The organism is Variovorax sp. 10L426, from assembly GCF_056395305.1.
Genome location: NZ_JBFTJF010000004.1, coordinates 21,197 through 34,865 on the forward strand (window position 1 = coordinate 21,197; position 13,669 = coordinate 34,865).

Below are 13,669 nucleotides of genomic sequence, written 5' to 3' on the forward strand. Positions count from 1 at the left end.
CCGCTGCCGATATCCGGTTGCAACCCGGAGGAAAGAAAGTGATGCGCAGCAACTCGCGATTCGAACAAGTGTGTGGAACGACAGCGGTGCTGGCGTTGGCAATGTCCTTGTCAGCCTGCGGCGGAGGCGGTGGTGGCGGAGGAGGCGGCAGCTATGCGGGTGCGCAGACTGCTCCACCCCCGACTGTCTCGAAGCCGCCCGGAGAGGCAACGGGAAGCAACGCAGTCAAGGCGTCCTGCAATTCGTGCGGCGCGCTCGACGACAGCACCTATGCAGGCACGGGCACGGGCATCTGGCAAGGCGTCAATGCGTCGCAGATCCCGATGGATGTTCCGCTCTCGATCGCGGGCCTCAACGGCCAGACCGTGACGCTGGTGTTGACCAACGAAGGCGATTCGGCCGAGGCGCTTCCCGGATTGAGCGTGCGCGCCAGCGAGTTGGCGACGACGGCCAACAAGGCGACGTTCCAGCCGCACGATGACATCGGCGACTATCGCAGTGCCATCGACGAATTCAACCGCTCCGGTTTCGCGAAACTGCTGGACCCTCAGGCCAAGGATCAGCCGGGCCTCATGAAGTCGATGGCGCCGCTCGCCGCGTACGTGCTCAACGACAAGCGCGACATCTATCTCTACGACCACACGCAGCGGACCGTCAAGCTCGCAGCTCAACGTGTGACCGGCGATGGCACGGCGGTGAACCTGTGGGTCGAGGCCGGAGAGCTTTCACCGTCAGCCGTCTCCGATGCACTGGTGACCCGCATGCTGGACAAATTCGCCGCCCAGGGCGGCATCTACGACATGCTGGTTCGCGTCGGCGGGCCGCTCTGGGGCGACCATGGCATGACGCAACTGGTACCGGGCAGCGGCCAGCCGGTCGACATCTTCATCGTCAACTTCGATCACGACCATGAGCCCTACGGCCTCGTCGGCTACTTCTGGGGCCTGAACAACTTCAAGAAGGGCAGCGGTGATCTGGCCTACAGCAATGAGTCGTTGAGCCTGTACCTGGATTCGGAGTCGCTCTATCTCGACGGCGAGACCGGCTTCAAGCAGATCGCAACCGTGATGGCGCACGAAGGCATGCACATGCAGAACTTCTATCGCCGCGGCGTCAAGATGGGCTCGGACTCCACCTTCGACACCTGGTTGGAGGAAATGTCCGCATTGATGATGGAGGACTGGGCGAGCTTCAACATCGACCCCACGCACAACGCGATCCGCGATTCGCGCTACCCGTACTACCTCAGCTACAACGGCGCCGGCAGCTACAACTGCGGGCTGACCGAATGGACGCCGATGGGTGCGACTTGCGAGAGCTACGCGGTGACCGGCTCGTTCGGCGGCTTCCTGAATCGCCAGTTCGGGCTCGATTTCTACAAGGCGCTCCTGAACGGTCCAGCCAAGACAAAATCGGCCGACATCCTTGACAAGGCGATCAAGGCGCGCCGGCCGGATTCGAGCATCGGACAGGAACTGCGTCGCTTCACCGCAGCGTCGGCGGGGCTGATTCCCTTGGGCGCAGGCATTGCCGAATACAGCATGCCGGCGCGCAACGAGGATGTCTTCAGCTTGCCCGCCATCGATCCGGCCAGTCTCGGCCGCGCCAACCGCAAGCTGCCGCAAGCGGCGCCGCAGTTCCTCCAGGCGCTGGCCAGCTTCCCGGTGATTCGACCGAACATCGCGGGCACCTACAGCGAAGTCGTTCGGGTACCGCCGGGCAGCACGCTGTCGGTGGTTGTCAATTAGGGCGTGACGATATTGAAGTAGGGATCGAAGGTCTCGACGTTCGCGAAAACGGTGGCCAGTGCCTTGGGGTCACCGCTCACCTTCACCGCACCGGCCTGGACCATCTCGGGCAGCTTCTTGCCTTGCAGCAGCATCGCGAGGAAAGCCGGGCGCGTCAGCGTGAGCGTGGCGTCGGGGTTCTTCAGCACGCGGCCCTTGGTGTTGTTGAGCACGGAGTTCGAGAGCTCCAGCGCCCACGTCTCGTTCAGATCGGTGAACACCATGTTGATGTTCGCCTTCATGCCGTCGACCTTCTCGTGGTTCAGGCGCAGCGCGATGTAGTCGAACAGCAGTTCATTGTTCATGCCGCGCACGACATCGGGACCCTGGGCCGACGTCGGCGGCTTGAGAACGCCTTCGCGCAGTTCCTTCGCGCCGACCAGATAGGAATTGCGCCACGTCCCGGCCTCCGACTGGTAGCCCAGCTGTTCGAGCGCGTCCGCCTGCAGCGCGCGCGCCGCGGTGTTGGACGGATTCGAGAACACGACATGGTTCACCAGTTCCGCCACCCAGCGGTAGTCGCCGGCATCGAAGGCCTTGCGCGCCGTGGCGAGCACCGCGTCTTCGCCGCCCATGGCCGCGACGTAGCGCTTGGCTGTCTCGGTCGGCGGCAGCTTGTGCAGGTTCGCCGGATTGCCGTCGTAGTAGCCGAGATAGAAGTTGTAGACCGCCCGCAGGTTGTGGCTGATCGTGCCGTAGTAGCCGCGCGAACTTGCGTCTGCAGCGAGCGCCTTGGGGAAGAATTCGGCATCGCCGATCTCGTCCATCACCTGGCCCTTGTTGGCGAGGTTCAAGGCCTGGTCGTGGATGAAGCGATAGGTGTCGCGCTGGTTCGCCATGTACTGGCGGATGTTGTCGCCGCCCCAGGTCGGCCAGTGATGGCTCGCGAATGCGACTTGCACGTCAGGGTACATGTCGATCGTTTCGTTGGCGTACTTGCTCCAGGCCAGCGCATCGCGCATCTTGGCGCCGCGGATCGTGTAGACGTTGTGCATGTGCTTCGTCAACACTTCCGAGAGGCAGAGCGCCTTCTTGTCAGGGAAGTAGAACATCATCTCCGAAGGCGCCTCGGAGCCCTGCGCCATCTGGAACACGATGCGCACGCCGTCCACCGTCATCTCCTGGCCGGTCTTGCTGATGAGATCGGTCGGCGGAATCAGGCCCGTGGTGCCGCTGCTCAGCGCCTTGCCCAGTCCGGTGCCGACGCCTTGCTTCTCGTTCGAATCGAGACCCGCGCCGAACTGGTAAACCGCACGGCGCGTCATCGCCGTACCGGCGAGCACGTTCTCCGCCACGGCGTTGTCCATGAAGCCTTCGGGTGCGATTACCTTCACCTTGCCGGCCTGTACGTCGGCCTCGTTGATCACGCCGCGCACGCCGCCGAAGTGGTCGGCATGGCTGTGGGTGTAGATCACCGCGACCACCGGCTTCTTGCTGCCGAGCTTTTCCATCGCGAAGGCAAGCGTCGCGCGCGAGATCTCCGCGGTGAGCAGCGTGTCGATCACGATCCAGCCGGTCTTGCCCTCCACGAGCGTCATGTTCGCGATGTCGTAGCCGCGGATCTGGTAGATGCCGTCCGTCACCTTGAAGAGGCCGCGGGCGTTGTTGAGCTTTTCTTGCCGCCAGAGGCTGGGGTTGACCGTGGCGGGCGAATCGCCCTCGATGAAGTCGAAGCGGTTGGCGTCCCAAACGAGCTTGCCTTCGGGCGTCTTCACCAGCGGATCGGGCATGGTCGCAATCAGGCCGCGCGTCGCGTCCTCGAAGTCCCGCTTGTCGTTGAAAGACATCGTGCGCGCGACGGCCTGGTTGGCGCGTTCGGTCGCGGGTGTCGCGGGCTTCGGTGCCGTGGTCGTTTGCGCGAAGGCGCCGGGCGTCGTCGCGAGGGTCGATGCGATGAGTGCGGCGAGCGCGCCGCGTGTGCTTGTCTTCATGGGTGATGTGATGCGCCAGCATGGCGCTGCCAAGTTGTTGTTCGAATGGAAAAGGGCCGGCACCGGGCGGTGCCGGCCGTGCCGCGTCAGGCGCGCGCGTCGGCGCGGATCATGTCCGCCGCCTTCTCGCCGATCATGATCGTCGGCGCGTTGGTGTTGCCGCCGCACAGGGTCGGCATGATCGATGCGTCGACCACTCGCAGGCCATCGAGGCCGCGCACGCGCAGGCGCTCATCGACCACGGCCATCAGATCGCCGTCGGCACCCATCTTGCAGGTGCCGACGGGGTGGTACTGCGTGTCAGCGCGGTTGCGGATGTCTTCTGCAATGGCCGCCTTGTCATTGCGGTCCACCGGATGCAGCATCTTGCCGCGATAAGGCGCGAAGGGGCTGCTCTGGAGCATGTCCATCTGCAACTGGACGCCTTTCACCAGCAGTTCGAGATCGCGTTCGTCGTCCAGGAACTTCGGGTCGATCAGCGGCGCGGCGCGCGGGTCGCGGCTGGCAAGGCGAACGTGTCCACGGCTCTTGGGGCGCAGGACTTCGATGTGGCAGGAGTATCCGTGACCCAGATGCAGAGTGCGATTGTGGTTGTCCACCATCGCCACGACGAAGACCATCTGCAGATCGGGCACCTTCACCTCGGGCGACGAGCGGATGAACGCGCCGGACTCCGCGAAGTTGGACGTGATCAGGCCGGTGCGTTTCTTCTTCCATTCGAGCATGGCGCCCGTGATCTTCAATCCGCCGCGCACCGACACGCCGAAGGTCGGTGAACTGCTGTTCGTGCGATAGGCCTGCACGTGGTCGATATGGTCCTGGAGGTTCTCACCCACGCCGGGCAGGTCGTGCAGGACCTCGATGCCCAGTCGCTGCAATGCTGCACCTGGTCCGACACCGGACAACATCAGCAATTGCGGTGAGCCGAAGGCCCCGGAGCTGAGGATGACCTCGCGCCGAGCCCGCACGGCGTGTTCGGCGCCGTCCACCGTGCAGACCACGCCGCGCGCACGCTTGCCGTCGAACACGATGCGCGACGAAAGCGCACCGGTCATCACCTTGAGGTTGAGTCGCGAGAGATGAGGCGTGATGTAGCCCTTGGCGGCGCTGCATCGCTCGCCGTTCTTCTGCGTCACCTGGTACATGAAGGCGCCGAACTGCTCGGCGCCGTTGTAGTCCGCGACGGGCGGAACGCCATTCAGCGCAGCCGCGGCGATGAACGCCTGGTTCAACGCGCTGGGGCTGCGAAGCTCGGCCACGTTGAGCGGGCCACCCGTGCCGTGGAAGGGGCATGCGCCGTGCGTCTCGTTGTGCTCCGCACGCTTGAAGTAGGGCAGCACATCGTCATACGACCAGCCCGGATTGCCGAGCGAGGCCCAATGGTCGTAGTCCCAGCGGTGCCCGCGGACGTACAGCATCGCGTTGGTCGAGCTCGATCCGCCGAGCACCTTGCCCCGCGGCTGGTATCCCTGGCGGCCGTTCAAGCCCTTTTGCGGGACGGTCTTGAAAGCCCAGTTCTTGAAGGGCACGGGCAGCGTGGCCGCGACGCCTGCCGGCGCATGAATGAAGACGCTGTTGTCCGCGCCGCCGGCTTCCAGCAGGCAGACCGACACGCCGGGATCCTCGCTCAGGCGCGAGGCGACGACGCAACCGGCCGAGCCGCCCCCAACGACGACGTAATCGAATTCCTCAGTGCTCATGAATGGATTTGCTTCGTTGATGAATCGGCGGCGCGTTGGGTGGCGAGCTTGGGGTCAGCGCTGCGCAGATAGAACTTGAGCGCGAACCGCTGCACGAAGCCGCCGTAGGGTGGGTAGAACAGGTCGATAGGGAAGAAGCGATTGCGCTGGAAGACCGTGCGCGCGTGCGACAGCTCGCGAAAGCCTTCCACGCCGTGGTACGTACCCATGCCCGAATTGCCGATGCCGCCAAAGGGCGCATCGTGGTTCACCACCTGCCATCCCCAGTCGTTCACGGCGACGCCGCCCGAATGCGTGCGGCGCAGCAGTTCGTCGCGCTCGGTACCGTCGTGGGTGAAGCAGTAGAGCGCCAGCGGACGCGGCCTGGCATTGACGAAGGCGATCGCATCGTCCGTCGTGTCGTAGGGCACCACCGGCAGGATCGGGCCGAAGAGTTCCTCTTGCAGGATCCGCATGTCGGGCGTCAGGCCGGTCACGATATGCAGCGGCATCTGGCGTCCTGCCCCTTGAGGATCGGGCGCACAGGCCTCGATGCGCGCGCCCTTGGCTCGCGCATCGTCGAGGATGCCGTGCATGCGATCCAGCTGCCGCTGGTTGACCACGGAGGTGTAGTCCGCGTTGCCGTGGGTGCGGTCGTTGTAGAAGCGGCGGAAGGTGCGCTTGACGCCGGCGATGAAATCGTCAACGCGTTCACGCGGCACCAGTGCATAGTCGGGCGACACGCAAATCTGCCCGCTGTTGGTCGACTTGCCATGCGTGATGCGGGTGGCTGCATCGGCGATCGGGTAGTTGCGCGTGACCACCGCCGGCGACTTGCCGCCAAGCTCCAGCGTGACCGGCGTGAGGTTCTCCGCAGCGGTGCGCATCACGATGCGGCCGACGGCCGGCGAGCCGGTGAACACGATGTGATCGAAGGGCTGCGACGTGAAGACGTTGGGGTCGGCCAGTTCTTCGCCGACGACAGCCACCAGATCTTCAGAGAAGACTTCGGCGAACAGTGTCTTGAGGACCGCATTGGTGGCCGGCGTGACCTCCGGCATCTTGATCATCACGCGATTGCCCGCGGCCAGCGCCGCGACGAGCGGCCCTATCGCGAGATAGATCGGGAAATTCCACGGCACGATGACGCCCACGACGCCCTTGGGCTGGTAGCGCACCTCGACCCGGTTGCCGAGGAACAGCAGTTCGGTCGAACGGCGACTGGGCTTCATCCACCGGCGGACATGCGAGACGGCATGGTCGATTTCGAGCACGGAGCCCAGCAGGTCGAGCATCTTCGATTCCGCCTCCGACCGGTAGCCGAAGTCCTTGCTCATGGCTTCCGCGAGGACGTCCTGGTAGCGCTGGATCTGTCGCTTCAGCGCGGTCAGCCAGTCTCGGCGCCGCCCGGCCTCGGGACAGGGCTGCAGGGCGAAGGCGGCCCGTTGCGCGGCGAAGAGGCGGTGGACGCGCTCGGTTGCATCGATGGCCGCGGCCGCGTGCGCCAGATCAGTGGTGTCGTTCATGTGTTGTCTCCTTGGACGCTGCCTTGCACCTGAACCTGCCGCGTCGTGTGGCAACGAATGTAGGTCTTTGCAAGGGTTGCGCACAGGTTCAACTTCGACACATTCGGGTGAAAATCTGCCAATCCCTCCTTTCTCGATCACCGTGACCAAAGAAGCTCTCGCCACCCGGCCTGCAACGCCACGCATCGCGGCACGTTATGCGAGCGACCTGGATGCACCGGCGCACAACATGCTTGGCTTGACGGCGCTCACGGACTCCCTCGCGGAACTCGGGGTCGCGACCGAGGATTTGTTTGCCGGAACAGGCATCGCGCCGGAGGCCATCTCCGATCCGCAAGCGCGCATCTCTCACCGCCAGAAGATCGCGTTCTTCGGCAACGTCAAGCGGCTCAGCCCGGAACCGGCCATCGGCCTCATCGCCGGGCAGCGCCAGCGCCTTTCGGATTTCGGCGTCTTCGGCTACGCGGTGCTGACCAGCGCCACGCTGGCCGATGCAGTGGCCTTCGGCATCCAGCACGTGAAGCTCGCCGGTCCGGTGCTGGAAAAAAGCTTCCGGGTCGAAGGCGATGTCGCGATCTTCGAGGCGCAGGATGTGATGGACCTGGGGCCGCTGCTGCCCCTGGCGACCGAGTTCTGGTTCAGCTCGATCCGGGCGTTGACGAGCCGCGTGCTCGAGCGCGACTACGGCGGCCGGCGCCTGCTGCTGCCCTATCCGGCGCCGCCGTACGCGCAGCGCTACGAGGAAATCCTCCGATGCGAGGCGACCTTCGACACGGGCGTCATGCAATGGCAGTTCGACGCCGCCTTGCTGGGTGTGGCCTTGCCCAACGCCAACCCGATCACGGCCGAGGTGTGCGCCGACTTCTGCGGCCGGATGCTGGGGGAATTCGCGGGCGAGCACGCGCTGGTCAAGGTCATCAAGCAGGCCTGTCTCGACAACGTCGGCGACCTGCCGCGCGCCGAGCAGATGGCCGAGCGGCTGCACCTGTCGACCCGCACGCTGCATCGCCGATTGGTCAATGCAGGCACGAGCTACCAGGAAATCATCGATGGCATCCGGCAGCGCGTGGCGATCGAATTCCTTGAACGCACCGACATGTCGGTCGAGGAAATCGCCGACCGCAGCGGCTTTTCCGACGCATCGAATTTCCGCAAGGCGTTCAAGAAGTGGACCGGCCAGACGCCCGCGTACTTTCGCGATCGCGGGCGCTGAACTAGCGTTGTTGGGTCGCGTGCTCTTTCATCTTCGCGAGCGTGACGGCCAGGGCGGCGCCGCCGATCATCTTGATGAGCCCTGCGTGCTGGGCATAGAACTGGCTCACCTGGTCGACGATGCCCGGATGTGCCTGCTCGGCGTGCGCGGCGATCTCTGTGACCTGCCCGGGCGTCAGCTGCGAAGCCTGGTCGGGCGTCAACTGGGTCTGGCCCGGCGTGAGCACGCGCCCCAAGGCGCCGCCCGCCACTGCCGACAATGCGGTCGGGCCCAGCGTGGCAAGGATCTGGTTCAGAACGCCTGCCTGCTGCTGTGAAGACGACACGTTGAAGAGCTTCCCGACCGTGTCGCTGAAGGGCGGTGTCTGGTCGGACTTCATCGCGGCGGCGAGCCCTGCGCCGAGTTGATCGGTCGAAGCGTTCTGCACGACCTGATCGAAGTGAGCCTCCGGGTTTGCGCCAACCACTTGCTGTAGCAAATCGAGCAATCCCATGGTGTTCTCCCGTGATCGATGAATGCAATGAATGGCGTCAGGCGATGAGTTCCGACGGCACCTTGCCGCCGTTCGCGGCCAGCTTGGTCATGACCTGCCGGTGCAGCCAGATGTTCATCTTGGCGCTGTCGCTCGTGTCCGCGCCATAGCTCAGTTCCTGCGCGAGTTGCTTGCGCGTTTCGAGGCTGCTGTCCAGGCCGAGCAGCTTCATCAAGTCGACGATCGACGTGCGCCAGTTGAGATTCTTCGCGCCGGGCATGCCGTCGAGCAATGCTTCCACATCGACCAGCGTGATCGCGGCCGGCGGCGCTGCAGCGGCTGTCGTGGGCGCTGCAGCGGCAGAGGCCGGTGCTGCCGGCTGCTGCGCCGGGGCGGCGACTGCGGACGGAATGATCTTGGCAAGGATGCTGCTGAAAATGCTCATTGGTTCTTCCTCGAAAAGGATGGGGAGTGATTGAAGGACCGTCCCATTCTGCGACGCGGTTTCGCGATGGGCCGACGGGTGCAAACTGTTACTGACGCTGCTTCATGTTCATGTAGACCGCCATCGATTCGCATGTGGTGCCGGGTTCCACCGAGACAAATCTGTCGATCACCATGTGCTCGCGTGCCGGACCTTCCATCGGCTCCCTGACTTCCAGCCGACCGTCGACGTTCGCGAGCAGGGGCGCTTGCGGTGCGCTGCGCCATTGCATGTAGGCGCGCTCCAGCGCCAGGTAGTCGCCGCCCATCACGACCGGCCAGCGCTTGCCGCTCGCGCAATCGGTGAATACCGCCGCGTCCGCGAAGTAGACGAAGTCGCCGCGAAAGCGCACGGGCTGCGCGTGCAGGCTGGCCGCGAGTGCGCCGAGCAATGCAGCGGTGATCCACTTCATCTTCGAGTTCGGTCTGCGCATCCGGTCGCCTTTCATGTGTCGCCGCCGTGACGAGATCGTGCACAGCTTAAGAGACGCCCGTACGACTCGCAAGGCGTTCGAAGATGTGCAGGATGGCGCAGATCGCGTACAAAGCGATGACAACACGCCACGATTCCCCCGGAAAGCACTTTCATGTCCAGTTCTCCGTTCGAACCCGATGACACAGCCGACACCAGCGGCATGCGCAAGGGCCTGACCAGCTATGGCGACCAGGGTTTCTCGCTGTTCCTGCGCAAGGCTTTCATCAAGGGCGCGGGCTTCACCGACGTGGCGCTCGACAGGCCCGTGATCGGCATCGCCGACACCGGCAGCGACTACAACCCCTGTCACGGCAATGCACCGCAACTCATCGAGGCCGTCAAGCGCGGCGTGATGCTCGCCGGCGGCCTGCCGATGGCATTCCCGACGATCTCGATCCATGAGAGCTTTGCGGCTCCGACCAGCATGTACCTGCGCAACCTGATGTCGATGGACACGGAAGAGATGCTCCGCGCGCAGCCCATGGACGCCGTGGTGCTCATCGGCGGCTGCGACAAGACAGTGCCGGCGCAGCTCATGGGTGCGGCCTCGGCGGGCATTCCGACGATCCAGCTCATCACCGGCTCGATGCTCACCGGTAGCCATCGCGGCGAGCGCGTCGGCGCCTGCACCGATTGCCGGCGCTACTGGGCGCGCTTCCGCGCCGACGAGATCGACGTCGCCGAAACGGTGGAGGTGAACAACCAGCTTGTGGCGAGCGTGGGCACCTGCTCGGTGATGGGCACCGCCAGCACCATGGCCTGCATCGCCGAAGCGCTGGGCATGACGGTGCCGGGTGGTGCATCCCCGCCGGCCGTCACCGCCGACCGTATCCGCATTGCGGAGCAGACGGGCGCCCAGGCGGTGCAGATGGCCCGCGACCGGCTGACCATCGACAAGGTGCTCACGCCAGCCGCCTTCGAAAACGCGATGCGGGTGCTGCTGGCGATCGGCGGCTCGACCAATGGCATCGTGCATCTCGCGGCCATCGCCGGCCGCGTGGGGCTCGACATCGACCTGCAGACGCTGGACCGCATGGGCCGCGAGACGCCCGTGCTGCTGGACCTGAAGCCTTCGGGCCAGCACTACATGGAAGACTTTCACGCGGCCGGAGGCATGGCAACGCTGCTGCGCGAACTCAAGCCGCTGCTCCGGCTCGACGCCCTGACCGTCACCGGCCGCACGCTGGGCGAGGAGATCGAGCGCGCCGGGCCGGGCTTTGTGCAGGATGTGGTGCGACCCATCGGCCGGCCGATCTATCCGCAAGGCGGCATCGCGGTGCTGCGCGGAAACCTGGCGCCCGGCGGCGCGATCATCAAGCAGTCGGCGGCCGATGCAGCGCTCATGGAGCACGAGGGCAGGGCGGTGGTGTTCGAGAACCTCGAAGACCTCGCGCGGCGCATCGACAGCGACGATCTCGACGTGACGCGCGATGACATCCTCGTGCTCAAGAACATCGGCCCCAAGGGTGCACCGGGCATGCCCGAAGCGGGCTACCTGCCCATTCCGCGCAAGTTGGCGCGTGCGGGCGTCAAGGACATCGTGCGCATCTCCGACGGCCGCATGAGCGGCACGGCCTTCGGCACCATCGTGCTGCACGTGACGCCGGAGTCCGCCATCGGCGGTCCGCTCGCGCATGTGCGCAGCGGCGACCGCATCCACCTCAGCGTGGCGAACCGGGAGTTGTCGCTGCTCGTGACAGACGAAGAGCTCGCGCGCCGCGCCAAGGAAACGCCGATCATCTCGCCGACAGCCGATCGCGGCTATCGCAAACTTTTCCTTCAATCGGTCACGCAGGCCGACCAGGGAGCCGACTTCGATTTCCTTCGCGCGCCGAAGGCAGGAGGATGCCCATGACCCAATACTGGTTGATGAAATCCGAACCCGACGATTGCTCGATCGACGACGCACTCGCCGCCCCGAACGCGACCGTGCCGTGGACCGGCGTGCGCGGTTACCAGGCGCGCAAATTCATGCGCGATGCGATGCATGTCGGCGACGGCGTGCTCTTCTACCACTCGAGCTGCGCCGAGCCCGGTATCGTCGGCATCGCGCGTGTGGCGTCGGACGCCCGGCCCGACCCGACGCAGTTCGACCCCGCGTCGCCCTATTACGATGCCGACTCCAAGACCGATGCCGCGCGGTGGCTGCTGCTCGACGTGCAGGCGTTGCGCAAGACGCGGCTGCTGGCATTGCCCGAGATGCGCGCGACACCTGAACTCGCCGACATGCTGGTGCTGCGCAAGGGAAACCGGCTGTCGATCACGCCGGTCGACGAGACGCACTGGCGGCTGATCACCGAGAAGATGCTCGCCTGACGCCGCCGATGCCGCTCACAGGGTCTGGATGACCGCCATGATGTTGCCTTCCGTGTCCTTGAACCACGCCGCCATGGCGCCGCCCTGCGTCACGATCCCGTCTGCATCCTTGCCGGGCATGTCGTAGTCCTCGAACACGACGCCACGCGCCTTCAGTTCGGCGACTTCCTTCCGGATGTCCTGCACTTCCCAGAAGGCCTGGCTCGCCAGTGAGGTACCTGCGTTCGGCGTGGGATACAGGAAGGCACCCGTGCCGCCGCCGAACTCATAATGGACGCCGCCGCCAAGCTCGGCCTTCGGCTTGAAGCCGAGCTTGTCTTCGTAGAACTTCCTGGCTCGCGCGACGTCCTTGACGGGGATGTAGGCAAACATGGGGGATTGCTGCAACATTGCATGCTCCTTTTCGAGTCCTCGAACGGCCGCGATTTTGCGCCGCGGAGCCGTCATTTCGCGCGCGTGCAAGCCGACACCGGGAGTAAGCCATGACCCTCGCCTTCGAATCCAAATACCAGAGCAAGCGGATGTCCGCCGCCGACGCGGTGCGGCTGGTCCACGACGGCGACACGATCGTCGTGCCGACGGGGCCGGGAGAGCCGCCGCACCTGCTGACGGCGCTGTCGAACCAGCGTCGCGATTTCCGCGACGTCCGGGTTTCGCAGATCCTGCCGCTGAAGAAATACGGCTACTTCGATCCCGAGACGGTCCGGCACGTGCGGCACGTCGCCTACTTCTTCGGGCCCGCGTCGCGCGCGGGCGGGCAGGAGGGCTGGAGCGACTACGTGCCGGCCAACTTCTCGGAGCTTCCCGCCTTGATCAAGCGCGGACTCACGCCGGCCGACGTGGTGTTCAGCATGGCCTCGGCGATGGACGAAGAGGGCTACTTCTCGCTCGGCCTGGCCGCCGACTACACGATGGCGGCGGTCGCCAAGGCGCGCGCCATCGTGCTCGAAGTCAATCCCAACGTGCCGTATTCGTATGGCGCCTGCCGCGTGCATCTGTCGCAGGTGAGTGCGCTCGTCGAATCCGAAGACGATCTCCCGGCGGTCGGCCTGCCGACCATCGGCCCTGTGCAGGAGGCCATCGGCAAGCAGGTGGCCGAGATGGTTCCGGACGGCGCCACCTTGCAGATCGGCTACGGCGGCATTCCGGACGCGGTGGTGATGCAGCTCACGCACAAGCGAGACCTCGGCATCCACACGGAGATGGTCGGCGACGGCATCCTGACGCTGGTCGAAGCCGGCGCCGTCACCAACCGGCTGAAGAACATGCATCCGGGCCGGATGTTCGCGACCTTCGCGCTGGGCTCGAAGCGCCTCTACCAGTTCATGCATCGCAATCCGATGCTGGAGATGCATCCAGTGGATGTCACCAACGATCCGCACCTCGCGGGGCAGAACGACCACCTCATTTCCATCAACGCCACCATGCAGGTGGACCTGATCGGGCAGTGCGGCTCCGAAAGCCTCGGCTTCTCGCCGGTGTCGGGGACCGGCGGGCAGAGCGATTTCGTGCGTGCTGCGAATCGCTCGAACGGCGGCAAGTCCTTCATCGTGCTGCCGTCGACGGCCAAGGGCAACACCATCTCGCGCATCGTGCCGACCTTGACGCTGGGCACCCACGTCACGACCAGCAAGAACGACGTCAACTATGTGGTGAGCGAATACGGCGTCGCGCAGTTGCGCGGCAAGAGCGCGAAGCAGCGGGCGGAGGCGCTGATCGCCATCGCGCATCCGGACTTTCGCGCCGAGTTGCGGGAGGCGGCGCAGAAGATGCGGCTGGCCTGAAGC

The 13,669-nt window shown here is 65.1% G+C and carries 12 protein-coding genes; 5 read left to right on the forward strand and 7 right to left on the reverse strand.

The genetic code is table 11. The features are described 5' to 3' along the window. Positions 1-101: 101 nt before the first annotated feature. Complete coding sequence (locus AC1DHL_RS06685; protein WP_478161466.1) at positions 102-1,748, forward strand: M30 family zinc metallopeptidase; 1,647 nt, start codon at positions 102-104, stop codon at positions 1,746-1,748. On the opposite strand, the gene AC1DHL_RS06690 is transcribed toward AC1DHL_RS06685, so the two are convergent. From AC1DHL_RS06690 to AC1DHL_RS06700, 3 genes are all read right to left on the reverse strand, one after another. Further along, entirely contained in the window at positions 1,745-3,718 is a 1,974-nt protein-coding gene (locus AC1DHL_RS06690) for an alkyl/aryl-sulfatase (RefSeq protein WP_478161468.1), read from the reverse strand. The genes AC1DHL_RS06685 and AC1DHL_RS06690 overlap by 4 nt on opposite strands. Positions 3,719-3,804: 86 nt before the next feature. Next, complete coding sequence (locus AC1DHL_RS06695; protein WP_478161470.1) at positions 3,805-5,418, reverse strand: GMC family oxidoreductase; 1,614 nt, start codon at positions 5,416-5,418, stop codon at positions 3,805-3,807. Continuing rightward, a complete protein-coding gene (locus tag AC1DHL_RS06700; RefSeq protein WP_478161472.1) occupies positions 5,415-6,923 on the reverse strand; it encodes a coniferyl aldehyde dehydrogenase in 1,509 nt (502 codons plus the stop codon). Before AC1DHL_RS06700 ends, AC1DHL_RS06695 begins: the two co-directional genes overlap by 4 nt. Before the next feature lie 142 nt (positions 6,924-7,065). Here AC1DHL_RS06700 and AC1DHL_RS06705 point away from each other — a divergent pair, with 142 nt between their 5' ends. Further along, positions 7,066-8,136, forward strand: coding sequence for an AraC family transcriptional regulator (locus AC1DHL_RS06705; RefSeq protein WP_478161474.1), 1,071 nt, complete (start codon positions 7,066-7,068; stop codon positions 8,134-8,136). A 1-nt stretch (position 8,137) separates the two neighbouring features. On the opposite strand, the gene AC1DHL_RS06710 is transcribed toward AC1DHL_RS06705, so the two are convergent. From AC1DHL_RS06710 to AC1DHL_RS06720, 3 genes are all read right to left on the reverse strand, one after another. Next, positions 8,138-8,629: a hypothetical protein gene (locus tag AC1DHL_RS06710; protein WP_478161476.1), complete on the reverse strand. Its 492-nt coding sequence runs from the start codon at positions 8,627-8,629 to the stop codon at positions 8,138-8,140. A gap of 37 nt (positions 8,630-8,666) precedes the next feature. Beyond that, on the reverse strand, positions 8,667-9,053 hold the full coding sequence (locus AC1DHL_RS06715) for a DUF3597 domain-containing protein (protein ID WP_478097470.1): 387 nt from the start codon (positions 9,051-9,053) through the stop codon (positions 8,667-8,669). A gap of 88 nt (positions 9,054-9,141) precedes the next feature. Beyond that, positions 9,142-9,525 carry a hypothetical protein gene (locus tag AC1DHL_RS06720; protein WP_478161478.1) on the reverse strand — a complete coding sequence of 128 codons (384 nt, stop codon included), beginning with the start codon at positions 9,523-9,525 and terminating at the stop codon, positions 9,142-9,144. Positions 9,526-9,678: 153 nt separating this feature from the next. Here AC1DHL_RS06720 and AC1DHL_RS06725 point away from each other — a divergent pair, with 153 nt between their 5' ends. Together AC1DHL_RS06725 and AC1DHL_RS06730 are read left to right on the forward strand one after the other, a co-directional pair. Next, entirely contained in the window at positions 9,679-11,421 is a 1,743-nt protein-coding gene (locus AC1DHL_RS06725; RefSeq protein WP_478161480.1) for an IlvD/Edd family dehydratase, read from the forward strand. Then, positions 11,418-11,882 carry an EVE domain-containing protein gene (locus tag AC1DHL_RS06730; protein ID WP_478161482.1) on the forward strand — a complete coding sequence of 155 codons (465 nt, stop codon included), beginning with the start codon at positions 11,418-11,420 and terminating at the stop codon, positions 11,880-11,882. Before AC1DHL_RS06725 ends, AC1DHL_RS06730 begins: the two co-directional genes overlap by 4 nt. Before the next feature lie 15 nt (positions 11,883-11,897). Here the strand turns inward: AC1DHL_RS06730 and AC1DHL_RS06735 are convergent, their stop codons facing one another. After that, a complete protein-coding gene (locus AC1DHL_RS06735) occupies positions 11,898-12,272 on the reverse strand; it encodes a VOC family protein (protein WP_478097462.1) in 375 nt (124 codons plus the stop codon). Positions 12,273-12,364: 92 nt separating this feature from the next. Between AC1DHL_RS06735 and AC1DHL_RS06740 the strand changes: the two genes are divergently transcribed. Beyond that, the gene (locus AC1DHL_RS06740) at positions 12,365-13,666 is read left to right on the forward strand and encodes an acetyl-CoA hydrolase/transferase family protein (protein ID WP_478161484.1); all 1,302 of its coding nucleotides are present in this window, start codon (positions 12,365-12,367) and stop codon (positions 13,664-13,666) included. The last annotated feature ends 3 nt before the right edge of the window (positions 13,667-13,669 follow it).